This is a genomic window from Bradyrhizobium sp. ma5, from assembly GCF_042258955.1.
Taxonomy (GTDB): domain Bacteria; phylum Pseudomonadota; class Alphaproteobacteria; order Rhizobiales; family Xanthobacteraceae; genus Bradyrhizobium.
The window spans coordinates 2689462-2715561 of sequence record NZ_CP170156.1; the positions used below are offsets into that span (position 1 = coordinate 2689462).

A 26100-nucleotide genomic window follows, 5' to 3' on the forward strand; every position below is an offset into this window, starting at 1 on the left:
GCGCCGGTTGCTGCCGGCGTTTGTGGCGATGTTGATGCAAACAAAACGACAAACCGTGCTTTCGATATCTCTTGTCCTCGCAGCTGTTCTCGCGGCGTCGCCGTTGCGTGCGCAGCAGGCGCCGGAAGCGAAGACGGACAGCGACATCCGCGTCGGCAATGTCATGCCATACACCGGGCCGCTCGCCGCGTTCGCGACCATCGGGCGGGCGGAAGCGGCCTATTTCGACATGATCAACGAGCATGGCGGCATCAACGGCCGCAAAGTCAAATTCGTCTCGGTCGATGACAGCTCCAATCCGAAGACCGCGATGGAGCAGACCCGCGATCTCGTCGAGAAGCAGGACGTGCTGATGATGTTCGGCTCGTTCGGCACGCCGAGCAACCTCGCCGTGCGAAAGTATCTCAACGAGAAGAACATCCCGCAGCTGTTCGTCGCCTCCGGCGACGAGGAGTGGGCGCATCCGAAAAGCTTTCCCTGGACCATGGGCTGGCAGCCGACCTTCCGCGCCGAGGGGCGGATCTACGCCAATTACATCCAGGCGGCGTATCCCTCGCGCAAGATCGCGGTGCTCTGGCAGAACGATCAGTTCGGCCGCGATCTGTTCAAGGGATTGCAGGAAGGGCTCGGCGATACCGCGGGCATGATCGTTGCCGATCTCGCTTTCGACGCATCGGAGACCGCGATCCAGAACCAGATCGGAATCCTGAAAGGCTCCGGCGCCGACATTTTGGTGTTCGACGGCGCGCCGGCGATCGCGGCACGCGCGATTCGCGTTGCCGCGGACCTCGACTGGCACCCGGTGTTCATCCTCGACAACGCGTCGGCCTCGATCGCCAGTGCGTTGCGGCCTGCGGGCCTGCAGAACTCGCTCGGCGTGATCTCGACCTCGTTCCTGAAGGATGCCGGCGACGCCTCCTGGAAGAACGATCCGCAGATCAAGGCGTGGGACGCCTTCATGGACAAATACTATCCCGACGGCGACAAGGACGACGTCTACGCCGTGTTCGGCTATGCCGCCGCCGACACGCTGATGCAGGTGCTGCGCCAGTGCGGCGACGACCTGTCGCGCGAGAACATCATGCGGCAGGCCGCCTCGCTGAAGGACTACCAGAGCCCGATCGCGCTGCCCGGGATCGTGATCAACACCGGGCCGAAGGATTTCCGCCCGATCAAGCAGATGCGGCTGGTGCAGTTCGACGGCAACGCCTGGCAGCCGATCGGCGACGTAATCGAGAGCGCATTCACGCCGGTGCGGGAAGATAATTGAGGGGGCGGCGAGCTGGGGGCTGGGGTTATGCGTCGTCCCGGCGAAGGCCGGGACCCATTACCCCAGCCGTTTGTTGCTTTACATCGCTGGGGCCGCAGCCGCGCTCACAAACCACGCAGCGGTGGTTATGGGTCCCGGCTTTCGCCGGGACGACGGTGTGGAGAGAGTTACTTCTTCAGCCCGTAATTCAGCAGCCCGCCCTTGTTCTTCGGCGGATGGGCGCGCAGGCCTTCCTCGTTCGGCTCGGTGCCCCAGCCCGGGCGATCGGGAATCACGAGATGGCCGTCGACGAACTCCGGCACGTGGGTGAACAGCTCGTGGTCCCAGGCCAGGCGATCAATGTCGGTCTCCATGATGCGCAGGTTCGGCACCGCGGCGCAGAAATGCGCGTTCATCATGGTGCAGAGATGGCCGTAGAAATTATGCGGCGCGACGTTGACCTCGAAATGCTCGGCGGCCGCGGCGATCTTCATCGACTGCCAGACGCCGTTCCACGGCGTGTCGATGATCGCGACGTCCATCGCCTGCTCGGTGAAATAGGGCAGGAATTCGCGCAGGCCGAGCAGCGTCTCGCAGGACGAGATCGGGTGCGGGCTCTGGCGGCGGACATAGCCGAGCGCCTGCGGGTTGAAGGTGTCGATCTCGACCCAAAACATGTCCATCTTTTCGATGGCGCGCAGGATCTTGAGATAGCCCTCGGTCTTGGCGTTGAAGTTGAGATCGAGCAGGAGATCGACATCCGGCCCCGCGCCGTCGCGGATCGCCTCCAGATGCATGCAGAGATTGCGCAGCACATTGCGGTCGACATTGATCTCGGGTTGAAACGGCGCGCCGAAGCCGGGACGCCAGCCCTGCGGCTTGCCGTCGGTGTAGACGAAGATGTTGGTCTTCATCGCCGAGAATTTCTTCTCGCGCACCTCGGCCCCGATCGCCTTGACGCCGTCGAGATCGGTGATGGCGGGCTTGTACCAATCCGGATGATTGATACGCCAGGTCGCGCAATGCGACCAATAGACCCGCACGCGGTCGCGGATCTTGCCGCCGAGCAGATCGTAGCAGGGCACGCCGAGCGCCTTGGCCTTGACGTCGAGCAGCGCGTTCTCGATGGCACCTAACGCCAGCGCCACCACGCCGCCGGCGGCGGGGCGCGTCGCGGCAAACAGTTCCACATAGATCCGCTCGTGCTCGAATGCGTTCTTGCCGACCACGCGCGCCGACAGCCGCTCGATCGCCGCGGTCACGCCGGGCGCGCCAAAGCCCTCGTCATATTCGCTCCAGCCGACCAGCCCATCCGCGGTCGTCACCTTGACGAAATGATAATTCCGCCAGCCGGCATCGCAGGCGAGCGTCTCGACGCTTTTGATCGTGGTGGATTTGCTCATGGTTTCCTGCCCGGCGTTTGTTGGTGTTGAAGAGAGCACAATAGCGGATCGAGCAATGCGTCAACCGCACGGCGGCAGACCGTCAACGCACGCTTGTTGCAAAGTGCTGCGGCAATCGCGTGAATTCCGTCAAACGGAAGAAAATTCCACTTGCATCACACAGTCGGCGCGGCTTCAAGTTCACGCAACAAGAAACTGAATCAGCCGATGTCGTCGGCTGGTCATTTTGTCGCGAGGAAGCGTGATGGGCGCGTTGTCGCATCTGCGGATAGTCGAGATCGGAAGTGCGGCGGCGACGAGCTATTGCGCGCGGCTGTTCGCCGATTTCGGCGCCGATGTGCAGAAGATCGAGCCACCGGCGGGCGATCCGCTTCGCCGCGCGGAGCCGCTGACGCCGCAGGGGCACAGCGCGTGGTTTGCGTTTCTGAACTTCAATAAATCGAGTGTCGTGCTCGACCAGAGCGACGCGAGCGCCACGTCGCGCCTGCATGAGCTGATTGCCGGCTGCGATATCCTGCTCGATGGGCGCGGTATCGATGCGGCCAATTGTCCCGGCATCGATCTCGATGCGATCAAGCGGAACAATCCGGGCCTGATCCATCTCGACCTCACCTGGTTCGGCGATCGCGGTCCCTATGCCAATTTCGCCGCGACCGACTCCACGATCCGTGCACTGACCGGGCTTGTGAAGCTGGTCGGACCCGAGCAGGGACCGCCGATGCACGCACCGGATTTCCAGACCGGCATCCTCGGCGGGCTGTGGGGCTTCATCGCGGCCGCCTCGTCGGTGCTGGGCCGCATGCAGGATGGGCGCGGGCGCGAAAACCATCTCAGCCTGTTCGAGGCCTCTATCGCCGTCACCGAATACATCATGTTCGAGGCGTTCCAGCGCGGCGACATCATGCGGCGGATCGGTGTCAACCGGTTCTGGCCGACCTTTCCGGTCGGCATCTACGAGACCAAACAAGGCTGGCTCGGCGTCACCACGGTGACCCCGGCGCAGTGGCGCGCGTTCTGCGAGATGCTCGGGCTCACCGATCTGCGCGACGATCCGACGCTGGTCATGGGCGTCGACCGGCTGCAGCGCGTCGCCGAGATCGAAGGCAAGATGCTGCCGAAGCTGAAGCAGCGCACCGCGCAGGAATGGTTCGCGGAGGGTCTCAAGCGCAAGATCCCGATCGTGCCGGTGCCGGAGATCGCGGATCTCATCGCCGATGAAGAGAAGCGCGTCCGCGGTGCGATTGTCCCGATCACGGTCGGCGACGAGACCGGTTTTTCCGCAGGCACGATGCAGCGGCTGACGGGGACGCCGCCACTTCGCGGTGGCCGCGTGCCTGATCTCGGCGAGCAGCAGGCGAGGCGCGATGCCGCGCCGCGTGTGCCGGCGCCGAAGCCGGCTCCGACCAATCGCCTGCCGCTCGAGGGCGTTCGCGTCGTCGATTTCTCGATGGGCTGGGCCGGGCCGATCTGCACCCGCACGCTCGCCGATCTCGGCGCCGACGTCATCAAGATCGAGGCGACCCAGTATCCGGACTGGTGGCGCGGCGTCGACCGCCGCCCCGCCTATGTGCTGGAGCAGATGTACGAGAAGTCGGTGCGTTACTGCATCATGAACCGCAACAAGCGCGGCATCACGCTCGATCTGACCCGGCCGAGGGGGCTTGCGCTGGCGAAACGCCTGCTCGCCGACGCCGACCTCGTGGTCGACAATTATTCGGTCGAGGTGCTGCCCAAGCTCGGCCTCGGCTACGAGGTGCTGAGCAAGATCAATCCGAAGCTGGTGATGATGTCGATGTCGGCGTTCGGCGCCGGCAGCGTGCACCGTGACTGCCGCGCTTACGGCTCGACATTGGAGCAGGGCTCCGGCCTGCCAAGTGTCGTTGGCGATGCCGGCGGCCCGCCTGTGATGAGCCATACCGCGTTCGGCGATGCCGTCGGCGGGCTCAACGGCGCTGCCGCGGTGCTGACCGCGCTGATCAACGCCAGGCTGACGGGGCAGGGCCAGTTCATCGATCTCGCGCAGATCGAGTGCATGATGCCGTTCGCGGCACCATGGATCGTGGCGCATTCGATCGACGGCAAGCAGCCTGCGAAATATGGCAACCGCCATCCTGATTTCGTGCCGCATGGCTGCTTTCGTTGCGACGGCGAGGACAACTGGATCGTGGTCGCTGTATCCGACGACGCGATGTGGCCAAGACTCGCGCGGCTGCTCGGCCGCGAGGACTGGGCTGCGGACGCGACGCTCAAGACGGCCGCGAGCCGCCGCGCCATCGAGGCCGAGATCGAGGCGGCGATCACGGCCTGGACTTCGGCACGCGATGCCGATGAGGCGATGGCCGCGCTGCAAGCTGCCGGTGTCGCCTCCGGCGTCGCGCGGCTGCCGATCGATCTCCTTGATGACCCGCAGCTCCACGCCCGCGGTTTCATCCAGCAGGTCGACCGTGCTTTCATCGGTAAACATCCGCAGCCGTCGATGCCGTTCCGCGAGGGCGATGCGCCGTTCGCGATCCGCTCGGTGCCGCCGACGCTCGGCGAGCACAATCGCGAGATCCTGTCCGGCATGCTCGGCCTCTCCGACGCCGAGCTGGAGGAGCTCACCCGCGAAGGCATCATCGGCACCGAGATGCTGATGGAGGAGCAGCTGGTGAAAGAGAAGAAGCGGGCGGCGGGTTGATGGAGACAGGCCAGCCGGCACAGCGCAAGGCGGAGGGTGCGCGCGACGGCGCGCGGCCGCTGCTGTCCGTGCGCGGGCTCGGCATCCGTTTCAAGACGTCGCAGGGCATTTGGCAGGCGACGCGCCGGATCGATTTCGACATCGCGCCGGGCGAGCGGGTCGGCATCGTCGGCGAGAGCGGCTGCGGCAAGACCATCACCGGCCTGTCGATCCTGCGCCTGTTGCCGGGCAACTTTGCTGGGCTCGACGGCAAGATCCTGTTCGATGGCACCGATCTCGCCTCCTGCAGCGCGCGGCAGATGCGCGCGATCCGGGGCAAGCGGATCGCGATGATCTTCCAGGAGCCGATGAGCGCGCTCGATCCGGTCTTCACCGTCGGTCACCAGATCGCGGAGACGCTGCGCGTCCATACGGACGTTTCCTATGAGGAAGCCCGCGCCAAAACGCTGGAGATGCTCCGCCACGTCGGCATCGCGTCGCCCGAGCGGCGCATCGACGACTATCCGCACCAACTCTCCGGCGGCATGCGCCAGCGCGTGATGATTGCGGCGAGCCTGATTTGCGGCCCGCAGCTGCTGATCGCGGACGAGCCGACCACCGCGCTCGACGTCACCGTGCAGGCGCAGATCCTCGAGCTGCTGCGCGACATCAGCGAGACCTCGAAGACCGCGCTGATGCTGATCACCCACGATCTCGGCGTCGTCGCCGAGACCTGCACGCGGATGATCACGATGTACGCCGGCGAGGTGATCGAGGACGCCACCGTCGACGAGGCGCTGGTGCGGCCGCTGCATCCCTATACGTCGGGGCTCTTGCGCTCGCTGCCGCATTTGAGCCCGCGCCACGGCCGATTGCCGTCGATCCCGGGCCGGGTGCCGTCGATCGCGGAGATGCCTGCGGGCTGCCGCTTCCGCGCCCGCTGCGCGCATGCGGCCAAGGGCTGCGAGGCGGAGCAGACGCTGCAGGACGCCGGCGGCGGCCGCAAGGTGCGCTGCTGGCGCTTTGCCGAGCTCAACCTGCCGGGCGCCCTGCATCCGCCCGATGCGCCGGCGGCTGCGAAGGTTGCGACGCAATGACCGCAGCTACAGCCGAGCCCCGCCGCGAACCCATCGTCTCGGTGCGCGATCTCCAGGTCCGCTTCCAGACCTCGGACCGCCGCGCCACCGTGAAGGCGGTCGATGGCGTCAATTTCGATGTCCGGCGCGGCGAGACCTTTGGCATCATCGGCGAATCCGGCTCGGGCAAGACCACGATCGGCCGCGCGCTGGTTTTCCTGCTGAATCCTAGCGCCGGTGCCATTCTGCACGACGGCATCGATCCGCTGGCGCTGCCGCGCCGGGAGTTTCAAAGTCATCGCCGCGACTATCAGATCATCTTCCAGGATCCCAACGCCGCGTTGAATCCGCGCATGACCATCCTGGCCTCGGTGCTGGAGCCGCTGGAGCTCGCCCGTGTCGGCAGCCGCGCCGAGCGGGAGCGGCAGGCACGGGAGGCATTGGAGCGCGTGGGGCTGCCGCAGGAGTTCGGCGAGCGCTATCCGCACCAGCTCTCCGGCGGCCAGAAGCAGCGTGTTGTGATCGCGCGTGCACTGACGCTGAAGCCGAAGCTGATCGTCTGCGACGAGGTGGTGGCCGCGCTCGACATGTCGATCCGCGGCGACGTGCTCAACCTGTTTGCCGATCTGCAGCGCGATCTCGGGCTGACCTATGTCTTCATCACCCATGATCTCGCCGTGGTCTCGCATATCAGCGAGCGCGTCGCGGTGATGTATCTCGGCCAGTTCGTTGAGCTCGGGCCGACCGAAGAGGTCGCCGAGCGGCCGCTGCATCCCTACACCATCGCACTGCTCTCGGCCGAGCCGCGGCCGCTGCCGTCGACGATGCGCGATGCGCAGCGGATCGTGCTGCAGGGCGAGGTGCCGAGCCCGATCGATCCGCCCTCGGGCTGCCGCTTCCGCACCCGCTGCCCGCACGCGCAGCCGCTCTGCACCGACCGTGTGCCGGAGTGGCGCGAGCTGAAGCCCGATCACTGGGTTGCCTGCCATTTCGCCGACTGCCCGAATTTTTCGAACAACGTACCGGAGACAATGCCATGACGATGACGACACGACGCGAGGCCATGGCGCTGATCTCGGGGGCACTTGCGAGCACCACGCTCGGTGGCAGTGCATTCGCGCAAGGCACGCCGAAGAAGGGCGGCACCTTGCGGATCTCAGCGCCGGCCAATCCGTCGAGCCTCGATCCGGCAACCGGCGGCGCCGGTTCAGATCACGCCTTCCTGTTCACGATGTACGACACGCTGACCGAATGGGAATTCGAGACGCTGAAGCCGAAGCCCGGGCTTGCCGAGAGCTGGAAGTTCACCGATCCGAACACGCTGGTGCTCAACATCCGCTCAGGCGTCACCTTCCATGACGGCACGCCGCTCGATGCCGAAGCGGTCAAGTTCAACCTCGATCGCAACCGGAGCGATGCCAAGTCGAACATCAAGGCCGATCTGTTGTCGGTGGAGGCGGTCGAAGTCACCGGGCCTCAGCAGGTGACCTTGAAGCTGAAGACGCCGGATACGGCGCTGCCGGGCATCCTCTCCGATCGCGCCGGCATGATGGTGTCGCCGACGGCGCTGAAGGCGGCCGAGGGCGGCGTCGTGACGCGCAAGCCGGTCGGCGCCGGCGCCTATGCGTTTGTGAGCTGGGCCGACGGAGAAAAGATCGTGGTCAAGCGCAACGAGAAATACTGGAAGCCGGACCGGCCGTATCCCGATGCGATCGAGATCTCGATCATTCCGGAGCTGACCACCGGCGCGCGCTCGGTTACCGCCGGGCAGAACGATCTGATCTATCAATTGCCGCCGCGGCAGAAGGCGATCATCGAGCGTGCTTCCAGCGTCAAGGTCGTGCATGGCCCGACACTCTATGTGTTCCAGATCTTCCTGAACTGGGCCAAGCCGCCGTTCGACAACATCAAGGTCCGCCAGGCGCTGAACTTTGCGATCGATCGCGAGGCCTTCGTCAAGGCCGCGCTCGCCGGGCTAGCCGAGCCGGCCTACATGAACCTGCCGAAGGCGCACTGGGCCTATGATGCCGAGGTCGCAAAGCTCTATCCCTACGATCCCGACAAGGCGCGCAAGCTGCTCGCCGAGGCCGGCTTCAAGGAAGGCACCCCGATCGAGATCGGCGGTTACACCGATCAGGACTCGGTGCAACGCGAGGAGATCCTGATCGAGCAGTTGCGGAAGGCCGGCATCACCGTGCGCTTCGTCAACGGTACGGTCGCGGAAGCCTCGGCTGCCTTCTTCGGTCCGGAAAAGAAGGGGGCCGGGTTGCTGTCGGCCTGGACCGGGCGGCCCGACCCGAGCCTGACCTATTCGCTGATGTTCACCAAGGACGCCTATTACAATGGCGGCCGTGCGCCGGTGCCGCCCGAGCTCGAGGCGGCGATCAAGGACTCGCGCGCATCGGAAGACATCGAGGTCAGGCGCAAGGCGTTCGCCACCGTGCAACGGCTGGTGATGGAAAACGCCTTCGTCGTGCCGCTGGCGTTCCAGTTCGAGCTGGTCGCCATGAACAAGAAGGTGCAGGGCTATCGGCCCAATCTCCTTGGCAAGCCGAAATACGACGACGTCTGGCTCGAAGGCTGAACCATGGCACGACGGTCACCAGTCAAGGTCATCGGCAGCCGCCTCGTGCAGGCGCTGCCCGTGATCCTGCTCGCGACCTTCATGGTGTTCGCGCTGCTCAAGCTGGTGCCCGGCGATATCGCCGTGACCTTGGCCGGCGACAACGCGACCGACGCGCGGATCACCGAGATCAGGCAGATCTACGGCCTCGATCGGTCGTTCCTGGTGCAATATGGCGCCTGGCTCGGCCATGTCGCGCAGGGCGATCTCTCGCAATCGCTTCTGACCGGCGAGAAGGTCGCGGTCTCGATCGGCCGCGCCTTCCCGAACACGCTTTTGATCGTCGTGATCGCGCTGGTGCTGGCGCTGGTCACCGGCATTCCGATGGGCGTGATGGCCGCGATCAAGCCGAACGGCTGGCTCGACAAGCTGATCAGCATGATTGCGTCGCTCGGCGTCGCCGTGCCCGGCTTCTGGCTCGCGATGATCCTGGTGGCGGAGTTCTCGCTGAAGCTGAACTGGCTGCCGGCGACCGGCGCGAAATCCTTCAGCGTCTCGCCGATCGATGCGATCCGGCACGCGCTGCTGCCGGCCGTCGCGATCGCGGCCTATGGCATGGCCGAGGTCGCCCGCCAGTTGCGCGGTGCGCTGCTGGAGGTGCTGTCGTCGCAATATGTCCGCACGCTGCATGCCAAGGGGCTGTCGATGTCGCGGATCCTCTGGCAGCACGGCCTGAAGAATGTCGGCGTCAATCTGCTCACGATCATCAGCCTGCTGGTCAACCGCATGCTGGCGGCGACCGTCGTGATCGAGGCGGTGTTCGCCATTCCCGGCCTCGGCAGCCTGATCGTGCGCGGCGCGATCCAGCGCGATTTCCCGATCGTGCAGGGTGTCGTCTTCACCATGGTGGTCGTCGTCATCGCGGTGAATCTGATCACGGATCTGCTCTGTGCCGCGGTCGATCCGAGGATCGAGCAATGACCGACACCGCGCTCGCTCCGCTGAAGATATCAGCAAAGCCGACCCGGCCGCGGCGTTTCCTGCGTTGGCTCGCTGGCGACCTCCGCGCCGCGCTGTCGATCCTGGTTCTGTCGGTGCTGGTTGTCGTCGCGATCGGCGCGCCCTGGATCGCGCCCTATGCGCCGACCGCGCAGGACGTCAACAACATGCTGGCGCCGCCGGGCCCGCTGCATCTGCTCGGCACCGACGATCTCGGCCGCGACATCTTCTCCCGCCTGATCTACGGCGCGCCGGCCACCGTCTATGCCAGCCTGCTTGCGGTCGGCGTCGCGGTTCTGATCGGGCTGCCGGTCGGCCTGATCGCCGGCTATTTCGGCGGCTGGATCGACGACATCATCAGCCGCATCATCGACACGTTCCTGTCGTTCCCCGCTATCGTACTGGCGATCGCGGTCACCGGTGCGCTCGGCATCGGACTCACCAACGGCATGATTGCGATCGGCATCACGATGTTTCCGGCGCTGGCGCGTATCGTCCGCGCCCGCACGCTGATCGTGCGGCAGGAGCTCTATGTCGACGCGTCGAGGGGCTTCGGCGCCCCTACCTGGCACGTGCTGTGGCGCCACGTGCTTCCGAATACGCTGCAGCCGGTCATCGTGCAGGTGACGCTGCTGCTCGCCGCGGCGCTCCTGGCCGAGGCCAGCCTGTCGTTCCTCGGCCTCGGCATCCAGCCGCCGGACCCGAGCTGGGGCGCTATGCTGGCGCGCGCCTACCAATACATGGAAATCGCCCCGGAGCAGATGTATGCGCCGGGCCTTGCCATTCTCGTCGTCTCCCTGGCGTTCAATGCGCTGGGAGAATCCTTGCGTGTTGTGCTCGATCCGACCATGAAGGATCGTTGACCTTTGGTGGAATGATCATGTCGTTCAAGAAATTGCTGATTGCCAACCGCGGTGAGATCGCGATCCGCATTGCCCGCGCCGCGGCAGAGAGCGGCATCGCGACGGTCGCGATCTATCCCGCCGACGATGCCGCCTCGCTGCATGTCCGATCCGCCGATGCAAGTCACGAGATCCCCGGTCGCGGCGCGCGGGCGTATCTCGACATCGAGGCGGTGATTGCGGCGGCCAAGGCCACGGGTTGCGACGCGCTGCATCCGGGCTACGGCTTCCTCAGCGAGAATACCCAGCTGGCGCGGCGCTGCGCCGAGGAGAAGATCACCTTCGTCGGCCCGTCGCCGGAGGCGCTCGATCTGTTCGGCGACAAGGCCAAGGCAAAGGCGCTGGCCAAAAAGTGCGGCGTGCCGATCATTGCCGGCACCTCAGGTGCAACCTCGCTTGACGAGGCAAAGGCCTTTTTCACCTCGCTCGGCGCCAATGCCGCCGTGATGGTCAAGGCGATCGCCGGCGGCGGCGGCCGCGGCATGCGCGTGGTCGAGGACCTGGCCAAGCTCGATGAAGCCTATGCGCGCTGCCAGTCCGAGGCCAAGGCGGCGTTCGGCAATGACGCCGTCTATGTCGAGCGGCTGATCCGCAAAGCGCGCCATATCGAGGTGCAGATCATCGGCGATCGTCATGGTGCGATCAGCCATCTCTGGGAGCGCGAATGCACCATCCAGCGCCGCAACCAGAAGCTGATCGAGGTGGCGCCGAGCCCGTCATTAAGTGAGAGCCTGCGCGCTCGCATCATCGAGGCGGCAAAGCAGCTCGCCTCCGCCGCGCGTTACGACAATCTCGGCACTTTCGAATTTCTTGTCGATGACGAGGCGGAGGAAAGCAAGGGCGAGGGCGCCTTCGCCTTCATCGAGGCCAATCCGCGGCTCCAGGTCGAGCATACCGTCACCGAGGCGGTGCTCGGCCTCGACCTCGTCCGTTCGCAGCTCGCGGTCGCCGCCGGCGCGACGCTGGCTTCGCTCGGGCTGGCGCAATCAGCCGTGCCGCTGCCGCGCGGCTATGCCATTCAGCTCCGCGTCAACATGGAGGTGATGGACGAGAAGGGCGTTACGAAGCCGACCGGCGGCACGCTCAGCGTGTTCGACCTGCCGTCTGGCCCCGGCGTCCGCGTCGATACGTTCGGCTATTCCGGCTACCGCACCAGCGCCGCGTTCGACTCGCTGCTGGCAAAAGTCATCGTGCATTCGCCGAGCCAAAAATGGACCGACGTGGTGCACAAGGCATCGCGCACCTTGCGCGAATTCCGGATCGGCGGCGTCGCCACCAACATCCCGTTCCTCGGCGCGATCCTGGCGCACCAGAGTTTTGCCCGGAACAAGATCAGCACCAACTTCATCGATACGCATGTGGCGGCGCTGGTCGGCGCCGCGAAGGAGCATGCTGCGCCGCTGCTCGAGGTGAGCGAGGCGGCCGCAACCAGGTCCATCGCTATCGAGGCGGCGCCCGAGGGATCGCTGCCGGTGCCGGCGCCGTTGCAGGGCACGATCGTGGCGATCGAGGTCGCGGAGGGCGATCTGGTTCGTCCCGGCCAGCAGATCGCGGTGCTGGAATCGATGAAGATGGAGCATCTCGTCACGGCACCGCATGGCGGCCGGGTGACGAAGGTCGCCGGCGGTCCCGGCGTCACGCTGATGCATGGCGAGCCGATCCTGTTCCTTGAGCCCGCCGAGGTCGACGGCCATGCCGCGGAGGAAGCGGCCGCGATCGATCTCGATCACATCCGTCCTGATTTGGGCGAACTGATCGCGCGCAAGGCGATCACGCTGGACGAGAACCGTCCGGCGTCGGTGGAGCGCCGCCGCAAGACCAACCAGCGCACCGCGCGCGAGAACATCGCGCAGCTGGTCGATGAGGGCTCGTTCGTCGAATACGGCTCGCTTGCGATCGCGGCACAGCGCCGCCGCCGCAAGGTCGAGGACCTCATCAAGAACACGCCGGCCGACGGCCTGATCGCGGGCGTTGCCACCGTCAACGCCAGGGATTTTGGCGCCGATGGCGCGCGCTGCATGGTGATCTCCTACGACTACACCGTGCTCGCCGGCACGCAAGGGCATATGAACCACAAGAAGATCGACCGCATGCTCGGCCTCGCCGAGCAGTGGCGGATGCCGCTGGTGTTCTACGCCGAGGGCGGCGGCGGCCGGCCCGGCGATACCGACCGGCTCGGCATGACCGGCCTCGACGGCCCGTCCTTCGTGCAGTTCGCAAAACTCTCCGGCCTCGTGTCCGTGGTCGGCGTGGTCTCCGGCTATTGCTTCGCCGGCAACGCCGCGATGCTCGGCGTCTGCGACGTCATCATCGCGACGAAAAACGCCTCGATCGGCATGGGCGGTCCGGCGATGATCGAGGGCGGCGGGCTCGGCGTCTATCATCCGGCCGAGGTCGGCCCTGTCTCGTTCCAGTCGCCGAACGGCGTGATCGACATCCTGGTCGAGGATGAGGAAGAGGCGACGACGGTCGCGCAGAAATACCTGTCCTACTTCCAGGGCACGGTGGCGGACTGGAAGGCGCCGGACCAGCGGCTGCTGCGCCGCGCGATCCCGGAAAATCGCCTGCGGGTGTATGACATCCGCAACGTGATCGATTTGATGGCCGACGAGGGCTCGGTGCTGGAGATCCGGCGCGATTTCGGCGTCGGCATGATCACGGCCTTCATCCGCATCGAGGGCAAGCCGTTCGGCCTGATCGCCAACAATCCAAAGCATCTCGGCGGCGCGATCGATGCGGCGGCCGGCGACAAGGCCGCGCGCTTCATGCAGCTGTGCGACGCCTTCGACATCCCGATCGTCTCGCTGTGCGACACGCCGGGCTTCATGGTCGGGCCGGAGGCCGAGAAGACCGCGATCGTGCGCCACGTCGCGCGGATGTTCGTCACCGGCGCCAGCATCACGGTGCCGCTGTTCGGCGTCGTGCTGCGCAAGGGCTACGGTCTCGGCGCGCAATCGATGATCGGCGGCGGCTTCCATGCCTCGTTCTTTACGGTGGCGTGGCCGACCGGCGAGTTCGGCGGCATGGGCCTGGAGGGCTATGTCCGCCTCGGTTTCCGCAAGGAGATGGAGGCGATCGCGGACCCGGTCGAGCGCGAGAAGTATTTCCAGACCAAGGTCGCCGAGCTCTACGCCAACGGCAAGGCGGTCTCGATCGCCTCGGTGCTCGAGATCGACGAGGTGATCGACCCCGCCGACACAAGGCACTGGATCATGGCCGGTTTGCGCTCGGTGCCGAAACCGGAGCCGCGGACGCATCGCAAGCGGCCGTGCATTGATGCGTGGTAGGGAGGACAGGGCTGCGTTCCCGCCCCAACTGTCATCGCCGGCTCGACCGGGTGATCCAGTACGCCGCGGCCTCTCGGCTCGATAACTACTGTCTCTGGAATACTGGATCACCCGCCTTCGCGGGTGATGACACCGCATCTTTGACATCTTGAATCGGGAACGATCCACCGGCGTCGTCCTGGCGAAGGCCAGGACCCATTACCCCAAATATTGATAGTTGCGCGATGCTGGGGCCGCAATCCCTTTCATCACTGAATGCGGTGGTTATGGGTTCTGGCTTTCGCCAGGACGACGGCGGAGGATGGGTAGTCGCCTCGCATCACTGAACGACCGCGCGCTACCCCAACCTCAACTCCGCATACCCCTGCGCCGCCACCTCATCACACCGTGCGCGATAGGCCGGCGCGCTGCCGCTGTAGCGGGCGACGATGCGGGTCTGCTTGCCTTCGACGTTGCGGTTGATGCCGGTCATCCAGGAGTCGACCTCGTTGGAGAGCAGCCCGACACCCAGCGCCTTGACGTGATCGGTCCAGTCGGCGGTTCCCTCGGGGGTGGCGTCGAGTAAGGTCAGGCCTCTCTCCTGGGCAAACCGAATCAGGCCGGTAACCCAGTCGACGCTGTATTCGATGCTGCGCGGGATGTTGCCGAGCGCGGTGTGCGGGCCCATCAACATCATCATGTTGGGGAAGCCGTCGACCATCAGCCCGAGATAGGTTTCCGGGCCGTGCGTCCATTTCTCTTTCAGCCGCGCGCCGTGCGCGCCGCGAAAATCGATGTTGTCGAAGCTGCCGGTGATGGCGTCGAAGCCGGTGGCATAGATGATGATGTCGAAGGTGTAGTCCTTGTCGGTGGTCCGGATGCCCTCGGGCGTGATCCGCTCGATTGGCGTCGCCTTCAGATCGACCAGCTCGACATTGTCGCGATTGTAGACCTCGTAATAGAAGGTCTCGAGCGGCAGCCGCCGCGTGCCAAAACCGTGGTTTGTCGGGATCAGCTTCTCGGCGACCCTGGGATTCTTGACGCGCTGGCGGATCTTGCGCGCGACGAAATCGCTGATCGTCGCATTTGCCTTGCGGTCGATCAGGATGTCCCTAAAGTTACCCTGCCAGATGCCGAAGCCGCGCTCGCCATAGAGTTTTTCGTAAAACGCCTCGCGCTCGGCGTCGCTGACCTCGAACGTGCCGCGCGGGTCGGGCGTATGGACGAAGCAGGCGAAGGTCTCCTTGCAGCGCGCGAAGATCTCGGGATAGCCGGCCTTGATCCTGGCTTGCGTCTCGGCGTCGATCTTGCCGTTGTGCAGCGGCGCGGCCCAGTTGGCGGTGCGCTGGAACACGGTGAGGTGGCCGACCTCGCCAGCGATGGTCTGGATGGTCTGGATACCGGTCGCGCCGGTACCGATCACGGCGACGCGCTTGCCGGCGAAATCCACCTCCTCCTTCGGCCAGCGCGCGGTGTGGAAGGATTGCCCCTTGAAATCGTCGCGGCCCTCGATGCGCGGCAGGGTCGGGGTCGACAACGGGCCGATCGCGGTGATCAGGAATCGGCAGGAGCGGCGGACGCCGTCCTCCAGCGTGACCTGCCAGCTTCGCGTGTCGTCCTGGTAAATCGCGGACGTGATGCGGCTCTCGAACTGGATGTCGCGGCGCAGGTCGAACTTGTCGGCGACATAGTTGCAGTAGCGCAAGGTTTCGGGCTGGCCGGCGAAATGCTCCGACCACTCCCATTCCGCGAGCAGCTCCTTCGAGAACGAATAGCCGTAGGAGTAGCTTTCGGAATCGAAGCGCGCGCCGGGATAGCGGTTCCAGTACCAGGTGCCGCCGACGCCGGTGCCGGCCTCGAACACTCGCGCCGAGAGGCCGAGTTCGCGCAGCCGGTAGAGCTGGTACATGCCGGACAGGCCGGCGCCGATGATGATGACGTCGTAGTCCAGCGCGGCCTTCTCGGGGCTGTTGTCCTGGCGCGTTGCGGCCACCTGTCGTCGCTCCCTGATCGGTTGATTGCGCGCAAGGCTAACCGGTCTGACCGCCGCCGACAAACATCGATCAGCGGGGCAGCTATCGCGATTTGCCGGGTGCGCCGGCCTGCGCGCATTCCGCGCGGCGGACTGTCCGTCCCGCGGCTTTACTCGGCCGCGAGATACCCGCTATCGTCGGCCCGACAAGACGATCGCCCGCCAAGCGGCGACGGAACCAGCGGGAGTGAGGCGATGGGAGAGGCGCTGCGCAGGCCGACGTCGACAGATGTCAGTAACCCCCGGCTCTATCAGGACGACACCTGGCGGCCGCTGTTTGCGCAGCTTCGCCGCGACGACCCCGTGCATTATTGCGAGGCTTCACCTTACGGCCCGTATTGGTCGGTAACGCGCTACGACGACATCTTCGCGGTCGAGCTGGATCATCAGAACTATTCCTCGGCCTCCGAACTCGGCGGTATCCAGGTCGCTGACCAGCCGAAAGGACAGGAGCGGCCGAGCTTTATCCGCATGGACCCCCCCGGCCACACCGCGCAGCGCCGCACGGTGGCGCCGATCGTGGCGCCGTCGAACCTCGCCAATTTCGATGCGCTGATCCGCCAGCGCACCGCGGCCGTACTCGACGCGCTGCCGCGCAACGAGACCTTCGACTGGGCCGAGCGGGTCTCAGTCGACCTCACCAACATGATGCTGGCGACGCTGTTCGACTTTCCCGCAGAAGACCGCGCCAAGCTGACCTGGTGGTCGGATGTCGCAATCGCCAATATCGAGTCCCCCGACGCGGTGGTGCATTCGGAGGCTGAACGCACCGCCGAGCTGATCAAGATGGGAGAATATTTCCGCAAGCTATGGGACGCGCGGGTCGATGCGCCGCCGACCTTCGATTTGATCTCGATGCTGGCGCATTCGGAAGCGACGCGGAATCTGGAGCCGCGCGAGTTCATCGGCACCATCGGGCTCCTGATCGTCGGCGGCAACGACACGACGCGGAATTCGATGTCGGCCGGGCTGATGGCGCTGGTGGAAAACCCCGAGCAATTCGAGCTGGTCCGCGCCCGGCGCGAGCTGATCCCGAACCTCGTCTCCGAGACCATCCGTTACCACACGCCGGTGCTGCACATGCGCCGCACCGCGCGCAACGACGTCGAGCTCGCCGGCAAGCGGATCAGGAGGGGCGACAAGGTGGTGATGTGGTACATCTCCGGCAACCGCGACGAGGACAAGATCGAACGGGCCGACGAATTCATCATCGACCGCGCCAAGCCGCGCCAGCACCTCGCCTTCGGCGCCGGCATTCACCGCTGCGTCGGCGACCGCCTCGCCGAGCAGCAATTGCGCATCCTCTGGGAGGAGGTGTTGGCGCGCGATCTGCGTTTTAAGCTGATGGGCCCGCCGCAAAGGCTCTATTCCAATTTCATCCGCGGTATACGAAGCTTGCCGGTGAGAATCGTGAATTGAGCCGCATCACCCCGTCATTGCGAGCGAAGCGAAGCAATCCATGGAGCCACAAGTGGAGAGATGGATTGCTTCGTCGCTGTCGCTCCTCGCAATGACGATGAAGGCAATACCAGGAAACAAGAATGAAGAACGATCCCGTTGACGTCCTGATCATCGGCGCCGGGGCCTCCGGCGCCGCGATAGCCTGGAGCCTCGCCGATACCAGGATGCATATCCTCTGCCTCGATCAGGGCGGCTGGATGAACCCTGCCGAGTATCCGAGCACGGGCCGCGACTGGGAGGCGAAATTCTACGGCGAGTGGTCGTCCAGCCCCAACATCCGCAAGCGGCCGGAGGACTATCCGATCAACGACGACAATTCGCCGATCAAGGTCGTCAACTTCAACGCCGTCGGCGGCTCGACCGTGATGTACACCGCGCATTGGCCGCGGCTGCACCCCTCCGACTTCAAGGTCAGGACGCTCGACGGCGTCGCCGACGACTGGCCGATCGATTACGACGCACTGACGCCGTTCTTCGAGGAGAACGATCGCATGATGGGCACGTCGGGCCTGTCCGGCGATCCGCTGTCGCCGCTGTCGCGTCCGCCGATGCCGCCGCAGCCGCTCGGCCTGTCCGGCCCGATGATAGGCAAGGCGATGAACGAGCTCGGTTGGCACTGGTGGCCGTCGGACACGACGGTTGCGACGACGGATTACGAGGGCAGGGCGCGCTGCATCAATCTCGGCCATTGCACGCCGGCCTGCGCGCAGGGCGCCAAGTCCTCGACCGACATTACCTACTGGCCGCACGCGATCCGCGCCGGGGTCGAGGTCAAGACGCATTGCCGGGTGCGCGAGATACTGACCAACGAACACGGCATGGCCTCCGGCGTCGTCTATTACGACAAGGACGGCGTCGAGCAATTCCAGCCGGCCGAGGTCGTCATCGTCGCCTGCAACGGCGTCGGCACGCCGCGGCTGCTGCTCAATTCGGTGTCGGGGAAATTCCCGAACGGCCTGGCGAACTCGTCCGGCCTGGTCGGCAAGAACCTGATGTTCCATCCCTATGCGCAGATCTACGGCTATGTCGCCGAGCCGACCGATTCCAACCGCGCGCCGCCGACCTGCCTGTGGAGCAAGGAGTGGTATGACACGGACCTCTCGCGCGGCTTCGTCCGCGGCTATGGCGTCCAGTTCGTCCGCGGGGCGGGACCGGTGTTCGAGGCCGTGTCGAGCGAGCAGAAGGGCATCTTGCCCTGGGGCAAGGATCATCACCGCGTTTTCCGCAAGTTGAACGGTCATCGGCTCGGCTTCTCGGCGATCTGCGAGGATCTGCCGGAAGACCACAACCGCGTCACACTCGATCCGGTGCGCAAGGACAGCCACGGCATTCCGGCACCGCGGATCGACTACACGATCAGCGAGAACAGCCGCAAGATGATGGACCATGCACTGGCGCGCGGCCGCGAAGTTCTCGAAGCCGCCGGCGCCACCGACCTCTGCGTCAACGCGCCGATCCCGTGGGGCGGCTGGCATCTGCTCGGCACCGCGCGGATGGGCACCGATCCGGCGCGCTCTGTAGTCAATGAATGGGGCCGCTCGCACGACGTGAAGAACCTGTTCATCGTCGACGGCAGCATCTTCGTCACCTCGGGCGGCGTGAATCCGACCTCCACCATCCAGGCCCTTGCGCTCTACATCGCCGACCAGATGAAGCAGCGCCTCGCCAATCTGTTCGATTGAGACCGACATGTCCGATGCAAAACAACTGACCGCAGCCCAGCGCGCCGATCTGCGCACCGTCGCCGCGATGATCGTGCCCGCCAGTGAAGAGTACAAGGTGCCGGGGGCTGATGATGCCGTGATCCAGGCTGACATGCTGGCAACGCTCGGCCGCGACACCGCGCTGGTCGCGCAGGCGCTGGATCATCTGGCGCAGCTTGCGGGCAAGCCGCTTGCCGAGCTCGACGAGGCCAGGCGCGACGCGGTGGCGCAGGAGTTTCGGAGCCGTGGCGGCGCTACGGCGGCGACGCTCGTCCGCGTCGTGCTGCAATGCTACTACCGCGACGACCGCGTGCTGCGCTCGCTCGGGCTCGAGCTGCGCGCGCCGTTCCCGAAGGGCTACGTGCTGCCGGACGGCGACTGGTCGCTGCTCGATCCGGTCAAGGCGCGCGGCGGCACGCTGCGCGGGGCGACCTAGCCGATCGGGCAGGTGCAGGCGTAACCACTTGCGGCGGCGGGAGCAGGTCACCATCTGAGGGGACCAAAGGACTCTCGCCATGCTGGATTTTACCTCAGATACCGCCGCTGACACGCCGTCATCGCGGGGGGCTGATGCTGCTCAAACCGATGACCGGGCGTTGCTGGATGCCTATTCCAATGCCGTGATCGACGTCACCGATCGCGTCGGCCCCGCTGTGGTTCGTGTCGAAACCGGACCCAAGGTGCGCAATGGGCGCGAGCGCGGCGGGCTCGGCTCGGGCATCGTAATCTCGCCCGACGGCCTCGTGCTGACCAACAGCCATGTGGTCGGATCGTCCAAGGAGATCCGCCTGCGCGACACCGAGGGCTTCGACACCGATGCCCATGTGCTCGGCGTCGATCCCGACACTGATCTCGCGCTGCTGCGGGCCGACGGCGCGCGCGATCTGGCCTATGCCTCGCTCGGCAACTCCAAGACACTGCGGCGCGGCCAGCTCGTGGTCGCGATCGGCAATCCGCTCGGCTTCGAATCGACGGTCACCGCCGGCGTGGTGTCGGCGCTGGGCCGCTCGATCCGCTCCGTCAGCGGGCGCACGATCGAGGACGTGATCCAGACCGACGCAGCGCTCAATCCCGGCAATTCCGGTGGCCCGCTGGTGTCGTCCAAGGGCGAGGTGATCGGCATCAACACCGCGATCATCAACGGCGCGCAGGGCATCTGCTTTGCGGTCGCCAGCAACACCGCACAGTTCGTGCTGTCGGAGATCATCCGCCACGGCTATGTCCGCCGCGCCTATATCGGCGTTGCCGGGCAGACCGCGCCGGTGCCGCGGCGGCATGCGGTGCTCGCCGGCGTCGAGAACAAGATGGGTGCGCTGTTGATGCAGATCGAGCCGGACAGCCCGGCTGCGCGCGCCAGCCTGTTGCCCGGCGACGTCGTCATCAGGCTCGACGGCATCGAGATCCACGGTGTTGACGACCTGATCCGCGCGCTCGATCACAGCCGGATCGACCGCACCCTGTCGATGGACGTGCTCCGCCTCGGCCGCCTGCGCGCGATCGACATCCATCCGATCGAGCGTAAGCCCGCGAAGCAGTGAGCCAGAGAGGACGCTGACGGCTCGCTTCGACAGGCCACTTGGGCTCGCGAGCGCAACCAATGCAATTCAGTCTTCCGAGCGCAGTGCCGCTTCGATGCGCTGGATCAGCCGCTCCCGCAGCGAAGGCACCGCGTTGCCGAGAACGGCGAAGGTGCGGACGATGGGCAAATACGGCTCCATTGCCGCCGTTAGCTCCGCGAGAGACATGCCGGCCAGCCGCGCATATTCGGATTGCGCCGCCGCATTGGTCGCGCGCGGCCGCTCCGGATTGTCGGCGACTTCCGGCCCGAGTTCGGACAGGATCACGCGCAAGAACCCAAGCTCGAGGACGGCGGGCCCGCACATCGCGCTGATCCAGTCGACCAGCTTTGGGCCTTCCGCTGTCATGATCACGTTACCGGGGCTCAGGTCGGTATGGCAAAGCCCGTCGCCCGGCGGCAAGCGATCGATCAGCGCGAGGATCTCAGTGGCGATGTGCTTCGGGAGCTTGCCGTCGTCGTGCCCCAGCTGAGCCTCCATGTACTCGCGCATGGAGAGGACCTCCGGCGGCAGGGGTGTCTTGTGAATGGACATGGCAAGAGCCGCGACGATCGCGCCGGCCTGTTCGAACGTCACCGCGCCGGTTCGGGTTAGCTGCAGCAGGGTCGGTCCATCGAGGCGCTGCAGCACGATGCCGAAGCGCCCGTCCAGGGTCACCTCGCCGAACACCTCCGGTACCGGAGCGCCGGCAGCGTGGACGGCGCGGATCATCTGCACCTCGAACCGAGGCATCCGCCGCGGCAAGCCGGGCTTGAACAGTTTAACGACTTGCCCCGGCGCCCAGGCGTAGGCTTCGGAGTAGGCGCCTTCACCGATCTTGTCCCCCAGCGATCCCTGCATCTTCAGCCTCCGTGTTGCTGTGACGTCAATCACCATAGGCGGAGCGCGATGACCGAGAGTAATCACCCCACGGAGCGCAGGGCCGCCTCGACGCGCTGGATCAGCCGCTCCCGCATGTCAGGCATCGCCCCGCCGAGCAGCAGGAAGACGCGGACGATCGGCAAATAGGGCTGCATCGCCGCCGTCAGCGCCGCAGGGGCTATGCCGGCCAGCCGCGCATACTCCGCCTGCAGAACCGAATTGACCGTGGCCCGCTCCGGATCGTCGGCGTGTTCCGAGCCAATCTCGGCAAGCAGGATATGGCACTGTGCAATCTCGTAGGCGGCGGGCGCACGAGCCGCGCCGAGCCAGTCGATCAGTCTCGGACCCTGCGCCGTCATGATCACGTTGCCGGGGTGAAGATCGGAATGGCACAGAACGTCATCGGGCGCGAGGTGTTCGATCAGCGCGAGGACGCCGGTGGTGATGCGCTCTGGAAGCACTTTGCCGCCGAACCGCAATCTGGCGTCCATCGCCTCGCGCAGCGAGAGTGCGTCCGGCGGCGGTCGCGTCTTGTGAACGGCAAGGCAGAGCGTCGCAAGGATTGCGCCCGCTTGTTCACGCGTGATGGCGCCGGTGCGCGTAGCCTGCGTCAGGGTCGGCCCATCGAACCGCGGCAGCACGATGCCAAAGCGGCCGTCCAGGGTGACTTCGCCGAGCACCTCCGGCGCTGGGCCGCCGGCGGCGAAGACCGCGCGGGTCATTTGCGTCTCGTGCTGGACGACCCATTACGGGATACCTGGCTTGGACAACTTGACGACCTGACCGGGCGCCCAGGCGTAGACATCAGCGAAAAGCCCATCGCCGATCTTCTCTCCCAGCGATCCCTGCATGCCCGTTCTCCGCCGTGACAGACGAAACACCGGCGGCGAGCAAAAAGGAACCCTCCCGTCGCGCGGCCGGGCGTTACGCTCCACCGCCGCGTCCGTCAGGGGGCCATCACCGGCTTCTCTCCGAATGCGATCCGTTTGGCGTGGTCGCTGTTCATCACCAGTATGGCCACCGCCACCCTTCATAGAGGAGCCAAGACGACACCAGAGGCGGCCCATATGGATCGACGCGGTCGTCTTCTGGGCGATAGCGATATCGTGGAACAATATAATAGTCCCACGGAGTCGGCGTTATCACGGGCGTCGAGATAACGACCCTCGCTCGTTCATGAACGACTTGTGCCTTCCGCGCCCGGGCTTCAGCGTCGGACGCTCCGAGGCTACACAGCACCAAGGCCGCTCCGAGAGCGCCCACGACGGTCACAATCTTCATCTTCATGCATCGGCCTCCTAACCTGAGAGTGCACGCTCCATCTGCGCCAAATGACGCACCACATTAGCATAGATTGGAAGGAGGACGGCGCCTATTGACCTTTTGCAGACGGCGCCGGCGTGCGCTTGACGTATGGCCGCTATGCCCGTTCGGCGCATTCGCTTATGGTCGGCCACATGGATATAGCCGGCTTCGACCTTAATTTGATGAAGGCCTTTGATGCGCTGTACGCGGAGCGCCACGTGACGCGCGCCGGATCGCGGATCGGCCTCAGCCAGTCGGCGATGAGCGGAGCACTCACGCGCTTGCGAGAGCTTCTTGGGGACGAGCTGTTCGTGCGAACGCCTTCAGGCATGCAGCCGACGCCCCGCGCCCATGACCTTGCTGGTCCCGTCTCGGATGCGCTCCGGCTGCTCCGGAGCGCGCTACAGGCCGATAGCTTCGACCCCGCGACGGCCGACAATACCGTCACGCTCGCGATGAGCGACTATGCGGCGTTCGTTTTGTTGCCGTCGCTGATGGCCCGCCTCAGCATCGACGCCCCGCACATCAATGTGCGGGTCTGCGGGATCTTCGGACGAGACGAAGCCATCACGCTGCTCGACAGCGGCGAGGCGAACCTGGCGATCGGTTTCCCCGTCGAGACGTCGGCGCGCATTATCAGCAGCCCGCTCTTTCTTGAGAGTTTCGCCTGCGTCGTGCGGGAGGGACACCCGGCGTTCGCGGATGGTCCAAGCCTGAAGGCTTTCGCAGCGGCGCCGCATCTTCTGGTCTCTCCGGAAGGCGACCGCTCCGGGATCGTCGATCTGAGGCTTGCCGATCTCGGTCTCGAACGGCGCGTCGTGCTGAGCCTGCCGCAATTCCTGGCCGCCCCTTTCGTGATCGCCGGGACCGACCTCGTCGCGACGCTGGCCTCCCGGGTCGCACGAAGGTTCGCTGGTACCGGAGCAGGCATAGCGATTTATGATCCGCCGCTCGAACTGCCGACCTGGCCACTCCACCTGATGTGGCACCGGCGGGCGGATACCCATGGGGCCATTGCCTGGCTGCGCGGCATCATCACCAGAATCGCCGCCTCGGCCTGACGCCATCGGCGCGATCGATAGCGCCACATCAGAACTCGCGATTTCCATCCGCATTGCCGTTCCGCTTTGTTGGATTCACCGAAATTGAAGGGTGATCGACATGCGAGTTTTGGTAACAGGCGCGACTGGCTTGATCGGCGGTGCGGTAGCGCACCGATTGAAAGAGGCAGGCCATGAAGTCGTGGGACTCGCTCGGTCGGAAGCCAGCGCGGCCAAGCTGCTCGACCGAGGCTTCGTAGCGGAGATGGGTGAGCTTGCCGACCCGGTGAGCTTGATCTCGGCGGTGCGAGGCGTGGACGCCGTCGTCCATGCCGCTTCGCCCAACGATCAGAACGCTGCGTCGCTCGATGAGATTGCGACGCGCGCGATCCTCGAAGCCCAGCGCGGAACGGGTAAGCGCTTCATCTATACCAGTGGCAGTTTGGTCTACGGCTCCACGGGTGACATGCCAGTGACCGAGCGCACTCCACTGAACCCGGTCGAGATGGTCCGCTGGCGCCAGGCCCTGGAACGCGAGATCCTCGCGGCCGAAGCCGAGGGCGTCCATCCGGTCGTTATCCGGCCTGCTTGGGTGTATGGCAACTGGGGCGGCGCCGCGATGATGATGGTCGCAACGGCCAAGGAACACGGTGCGGCGCTTCATGTCGGTGACGGTCAAAATCGCTGGTCGACCGTGCATGCCGACGATCTGGCCGATCTCTATGCGCTCGCGCTCGCGCGGGCACCGGCGGGATCCGTCTTCAATGGCGCGCACGGTTCGGCGCCGCGGCTCATCGAGATCGCACGCGCAGCGAGCGAGCTGGGCGGTGCCGGGGGCCGAGTAGCGGCATGGCCGCTCGAAGAGGCGCGCAAGGTCCTCTGGGGTTTCGCCGATGCGATCGCCTCCGATCAGATCATCTCGAGCGAGAAGGCAAAGCGCGAACTCGGCTGGAATCCTTCGCGGGGATCGATCATCGACGAGTTACGGGCCTATGCGTTGGCGGTCGCTTAAGTCATGCACCTGATATTCATCAGGCTGCTTGCCGCTGCCTTCGCCAGTGCTGGTCTGTTCAATGCGATCGCGACGTCGACGACGCGGAGCGACTTTGTTCGATGGGGGTATCCCGCGTGGTGGTGCCGGGTCACCGGCGGATTGGAGATATCGGCCGCCATCCTGGTTGCACTACCGGCAACCCGCGCAGCAGGCTTGATCCTCTGCGCCGTCATTCTCGCAGCAGCAGCTTTGACCGTCCTGCGACATCGGGAGTTTTCTCATCTCGCACCGATCGGTTGCTTCGCCGCCTTGCTCGTGATGGCGAGCTGGATTTCCTGAAAGATCGGTCGCTCCGGGCATTTGAGGAGGCTGCCGATCGGCTTGAAATGCCCGAGGGGACCGTGCCCCCTTGGGCGTCAAACCGTCGGATCGCCCGGATATTCTTCGCGTCAGATGCGGTCAATAGGAACCGATATCGTGGGCCCGGACGCAACTCGAACGTCTTTGTAAGACGCCCAAACTGCATTGAGCACGGCCTTATCCGACGTCGTTACTTCGTAGAACGTGCTGTCTATCGCGCGGATGTCGACCCAATGGTCGTCCTGCTCCGAGAGAGCCGCGACGAATTGCCCCCAAATCACCTGACGTGCTGTGTGAGCGGCCTCCGAGAACCTAATGCCATCGAACGACGAGCCGTTGGCCGCGAGTACTTCTAGCGGGTGCTGGCCCGCTTTGCCTTGCCCAACGACCATGAATTCATCGCAGAAGCGGCCGAGGTCCGGATGATTTACCCGAACGGGCGAAGCCGTCCAACTGGCTTCGAGTGAGCGGGGAGCAAGCAAGTCGACTAGGTCGCTCAAGTCGAGCGCCAGCACTCCATCGCGATAATCGTAAATGCGCAGAGTTGTCATGCGGTATCTCGTCCGACCCTCGCTTAAGCCGAGCGGATTGATGGCTTCCTGTACAAATCAAAGAAATGCGAACTATTGTGCAGGCGCGGGGCGTTTGCGGAT

21 protein-coding genes are annotated in these 26100 nt (G+C 65.2%); 15 read left to right on the forward strand and 6 right to left on the reverse strand.

The annotated features are described in order from the left end of the window. Positions 1-34 precede the first annotated feature (34 nt). Positions 35-1270 (forward strand): ABC transporter substrate-binding protein, encoded by a 1236-nt coding sequence (locus ACE103_RS12435; protein ID WP_375779654.1) that lies wholly within the window; start codon positions 35-37, stop codon positions 1268-1270. A 167-nt stretch (positions 1271-1437) separates the two neighbouring features. Here ACE103_RS12435 and ACE103_RS12440 read toward each other — a convergent pair whose 3' ends face one another. Further along, positions 1438-2652 (reverse strand): mandelate racemase/muconate lactonizing enzyme family protein, encoded by a 1215-nt coding sequence (locus tag ACE103_RS12440; protein ID WP_375779655.1) that lies wholly within the window; start codon positions 2650-2652, stop codon positions 1438-1440. Positions 2653-2896: 244 nt separating this feature from the next. Between ACE103_RS12440 and ACE103_RS12445 the strand changes: the two genes are divergently transcribed. From ACE103_RS12445 to ACE103_RS12475, 7 genes are read left to right on the forward strand one after another with little or no spacing between them, the layout of a single operon-like run. After that, on the forward strand, positions 2897-5329 hold the full coding sequence (locus ACE103_RS12445; RefSeq protein ID WP_375779656.1) for a CaiB/BaiF CoA transferase family protein: 2433 nt from the start codon (positions 2897-2899) through the stop codon (positions 5327-5329). Beyond that, complete coding sequence (locus tag ACE103_RS12450) at positions 5329-6405, forward strand: ABC transporter ATP-binding protein (protein ID WP_375779657.1); 1077 nt, start codon at positions 5329-5331, stop codon at positions 6403-6405. The genes ACE103_RS12445 and ACE103_RS12450 overlap by 1 nt, the downstream gene beginning before the upstream one ends. Continuing rightward, a complete protein-coding gene (locus tag ACE103_RS12455) occupies positions 6402-7424 on the forward strand; it encodes an ABC transporter ATP-binding protein (protein WP_375779658.1) in 1023 nt (340 codons plus the stop codon). Before ACE103_RS12450 ends, ACE103_RS12455 begins: the two co-directional genes overlap by 4 nt. Next, complete coding sequence (locus ACE103_RS12460; RefSeq protein WP_375779659.1) at positions 7421-8968, forward strand: ABC transporter substrate-binding protein; 1548 nt, start codon at positions 7421-7423, stop codon at positions 8966-8968. Before ACE103_RS12455 ends, ACE103_RS12460 begins: the two co-directional genes overlap by 4 nt. A gap of 3 nt (positions 8969-8971) precedes the next feature. Next, positions 8972-9928 (forward strand): ABC transporter permease, encoded by a 957-nt coding sequence (locus ACE103_RS12465; protein ID WP_375779660.1) that lies wholly within the window; start codon positions 8972-8974, stop codon positions 9926-9928. Beyond that, on the forward strand, positions 9925-10809 hold the full coding sequence (locus ACE103_RS12470) for an ABC transporter permease (protein ID WP_375779661.1): 885 nt from the start codon (positions 9925-9927) through the stop codon (positions 10807-10809). Before ACE103_RS12465 ends, ACE103_RS12470 begins: the two co-directional genes overlap by 4 nt. Before the next feature lie 17 nt (positions 10810-10826). Further along, entirely contained in the window at positions 10827-14135 is a 3309-nt protein-coding gene (locus ACE103_RS12475; protein WP_375779662.1) for a carboxyl transferase domain-containing protein, read from the forward strand. A 337-nt stretch (positions 14136-14472) separates the two neighbouring features. Here ACE103_RS12475 and ACE103_RS12480 read toward each other — a convergent pair whose 3' ends face one another. Further along, positions 14473-16107: a flavin-containing monooxygenase gene (locus ACE103_RS12480; RefSeq protein ID WP_375779663.1), complete on the reverse strand. Its 1635-nt coding sequence runs from the start codon at positions 16105-16107 to the stop codon at positions 14473-14475. Positions 16108-16341: 234 nt separating this feature from the next. On the opposite strand from ACE103_RS12480, the gene ACE103_RS12485 reads away from it, so the two are divergent. From ACE103_RS12485 to ACE103_RS12500, 4 genes are all read left to right on the forward strand, one after another. Further along, complete coding sequence (locus ACE103_RS12485) at positions 16342-17565, forward strand: cytochrome P450 (RefSeq protein ID WP_375779664.1); 1224 nt, start codon at positions 16342-16344, stop codon at positions 17563-17565. Between the two features lie 122 nt (positions 17566-17687). Next, entirely contained in the window at positions 17688-19289 is a 1602-nt protein-coding gene (locus ACE103_RS12490) for a GMC family oxidoreductase (RefSeq protein WP_375779665.1), read from the forward strand. Positions 19290-19296: 7 nt separating this feature from the next. Continuing rightward, the gene (locus ACE103_RS12495; RefSeq protein WP_375779666.1) at positions 19297-19746 is read left to right on the forward strand and encodes a hypothetical protein; all 450 of its coding nucleotides are present in this window, start codon (positions 19297-19299) and stop codon (positions 19744-19746) included. Between the two features lie 79 nt (positions 19747-19825). Further along, a complete protein-coding gene (locus ACE103_RS12500; RefSeq protein WP_375779667.1) occupies positions 19826-20848 on the forward strand; it encodes a S1C family serine protease in 1023 nt (340 codons plus the stop codon). A gap of 66 nt (positions 20849-20914) precedes the next feature. Here the strand turns inward: ACE103_RS12500 and ACE103_RS12505 are convergent, their stop codons facing one another. The 3 genes from ACE103_RS12505 to ACE103_RS12515 form a co-directional block, all read right to left on the reverse strand. Further along, positions 20915-21727, reverse strand: coding sequence for an aminoglycoside phosphotransferase family protein (locus ACE103_RS12505; RefSeq protein ID WP_375779668.1), 813 nt, complete (start codon positions 21725-21727; stop codon positions 20915-20917). Positions 21728-21789: 62 nt separating this feature from the next. Then, positions 21790-22470, reverse strand: coding sequence for a phosphotransferase (locus ACE103_RS12510; protein WP_375779669.1), 681 nt, complete (start codon positions 22468-22470; stop codon positions 21790-21792). A 24-nt stretch (positions 22471-22494) separates the two neighbouring features. Further along, a complete protein-coding gene (locus ACE103_RS12515) occupies positions 22495-22863 on the reverse strand; it encodes a hypothetical protein (protein ID WP_375779670.1) in 369 nt (122 codons plus the stop codon). A gap of 342 nt (positions 22864-23205) precedes the next feature. Between ACE103_RS12515 and ACE103_RS12520 the strand changes: the two genes are divergently transcribed. The 3 genes from ACE103_RS12520 to ACE103_RS12530 all read left to right on the forward strand — a co-directional run bounded on the left by ACE103_RS12520 (position 23206) and on the right by ACE103_RS12530 (position 25426). After that, positions 23206-24114: a LysR family transcriptional regulator gene (locus ACE103_RS12520; protein ID WP_223968172.1), complete on the forward strand. Its 909-nt coding sequence runs from the start codon at positions 23206-23208 to the stop codon at positions 24112-24114. Positions 24115-24214: 100 nt separating this feature from the next. Further along, positions 24215-25105 carry an NAD-dependent epimerase/dehydratase family protein gene (locus ACE103_RS12525; protein ID WP_375781097.1) on the forward strand — a complete coding sequence of 297 codons (891 nt, stop codon included), beginning with the start codon at positions 24215-24217 and terminating at the stop codon, positions 25103-25105. Positions 25106-25108: 3 nt separating this feature from the next. Beyond that, positions 25109-25426: a DoxX family protein gene (locus tag ACE103_RS12530; RefSeq protein ID WP_375779671.1), complete on the forward strand. Its 318-nt coding sequence runs from the start codon at positions 25109-25111 to the stop codon at positions 25424-25426. 110 nt (positions 25427-25536) lie between these two features. On the opposite strand, the gene ACE103_RS12535 is transcribed toward ACE103_RS12530, so the two are convergent. Next, positions 25537-25998, reverse strand: coding sequence for a hypothetical protein (locus ACE103_RS12535; protein ID WP_375779672.1), 462 nt, complete (start codon positions 25996-25998; stop codon positions 25537-25539). Positions 25999-26100: the final 102 nt, after the last annotated feature.

Excerpts from the sequence above, each read along its gene's own strand:
- ACE103_RS12435 (WP_375779654.1), top strand. The coding sequence starts at position 35 with ATGCAAACAAAACGACAAACCGTGCTTTCGATATCTCTTGTCCTCGCA.
- ACE103_RS12440 (WP_375779655.1), bottom strand. The coding sequence starts at position 2,652 with ATGAGCAAATCCACCACGATCAAAAGCGTCGAGACGCTCGCCTGCGAT.
- ACE103_RS12445 (WP_375779656.1), top strand. The coding sequence starts at position 2,897 with ATGGGCGCGTTGTCGCATCTGCGGATAGTCGAGATCGGAAGTGCGGCG.
- ACE103_RS12450 (WP_375779657.1), top strand. The coding sequence starts at position 5,329 with ATGGAGACAGGCCAGCCGGCACAGCGCAAGGCGGAGGGTGCGCGCGAC.
- ACE103_RS12455 (WP_375779658.1), top strand. The coding sequence starts at position 6,402 with ATGACCGCAGCTACAGCCGAGCCCCGCCGCGAACCCATCGTCTCGGTG.
- ACE103_RS12460 (WP_375779659.1), top strand. The coding sequence starts at position 7,421 with ATGACGATGACGACACGACGCGAGGCCATGGCGCTGATCTCGGGGGCA.
- ACE103_RS12465 (WP_375779660.1), top strand. The coding sequence starts at position 8,972 with ATGGCACGACGGTCACCAGTCAAGGTCATCGGCAGCCGCCTCGTGCAG.
- ACE103_RS12470 (WP_375779661.1), top strand. The coding sequence starts at position 9,925 with ATGACCGACACCGCGCTCGCTCCGCTGAAGATATCAGCAAAGCCGACC.
- ACE103_RS12475 (WP_375779662.1), top strand. The coding sequence starts at position 10,827 with ATGTCGTTCAAGAAATTGCTGATTGCCAACCGCGGTGAGATCGCGATC.
- ACE103_RS12485 (WP_375779664.1), top strand. The coding sequence starts at position 16,342 with ATGGGAGAGGCGCTGCGCAGGCCGACGTCGACAGATGTCAGTAACCCC.
- ACE103_RS12490 (WP_375779665.1), top strand. The coding sequence starts at position 17,688 with ATGAAGAACGATCCCGTTGACGTCCTGATCATCGGCGCCGGGGCCTCC.
- ACE103_RS12495 (WP_375779666.1), top strand. The coding sequence starts at position 19,297 with ATGTCCGATGCAAAACAACTGACCGCAGCCCAGCGCGCCGATCTGCGC.
- ACE103_RS12500 (WP_375779667.1), top strand. The coding sequence starts at position 19,826 with ATGCTGGATTTTACCTCAGATACCGCCGCTGACACGCCGTCATCGCGG.
- ACE103_RS12505 (WP_375779668.1), bottom strand. The coding sequence starts at position 21,727 with ATGCAGGGATCGCTGGGGGACAAGATCGGTGAAGGCGCCTACTCCGAA.
- ACE103_RS12510 (WP_375779669.1), bottom strand. The coding sequence starts at position 22,470 with ATGACCCGCGCGGTCTTCGCCGCCGGCGGCCCAGCGCCGGAGGTGCTC.
- ACE103_RS12520 (WP_223968172.1), top strand. The coding sequence starts at position 23,206 with ATGGATATAGCCGGCTTCGACCTTAATTTGATGAAGGCCTTTGATGCG.
- ACE103_RS12525 (WP_375781097.1), top strand. The coding sequence starts at position 24,215 with ATGCGAGTTTTGGTAACAGGCGCGACTGGCTTGATCGGCGGTGCGGTA.
- ACE103_RS12530 (WP_375779671.1), top strand. The coding sequence starts at position 25,109 with ATGCACCTGATATTCATCAGGCTGCTTGCCGCTGCCTTCGCCAGTGCT.
- ACE103_RS12535 (WP_375779672.1), bottom strand. The coding sequence starts at position 25,998 with ATGACAACTCTGCGCATTTACGATTATCGCGATGGAGTGCTGGCGCTC.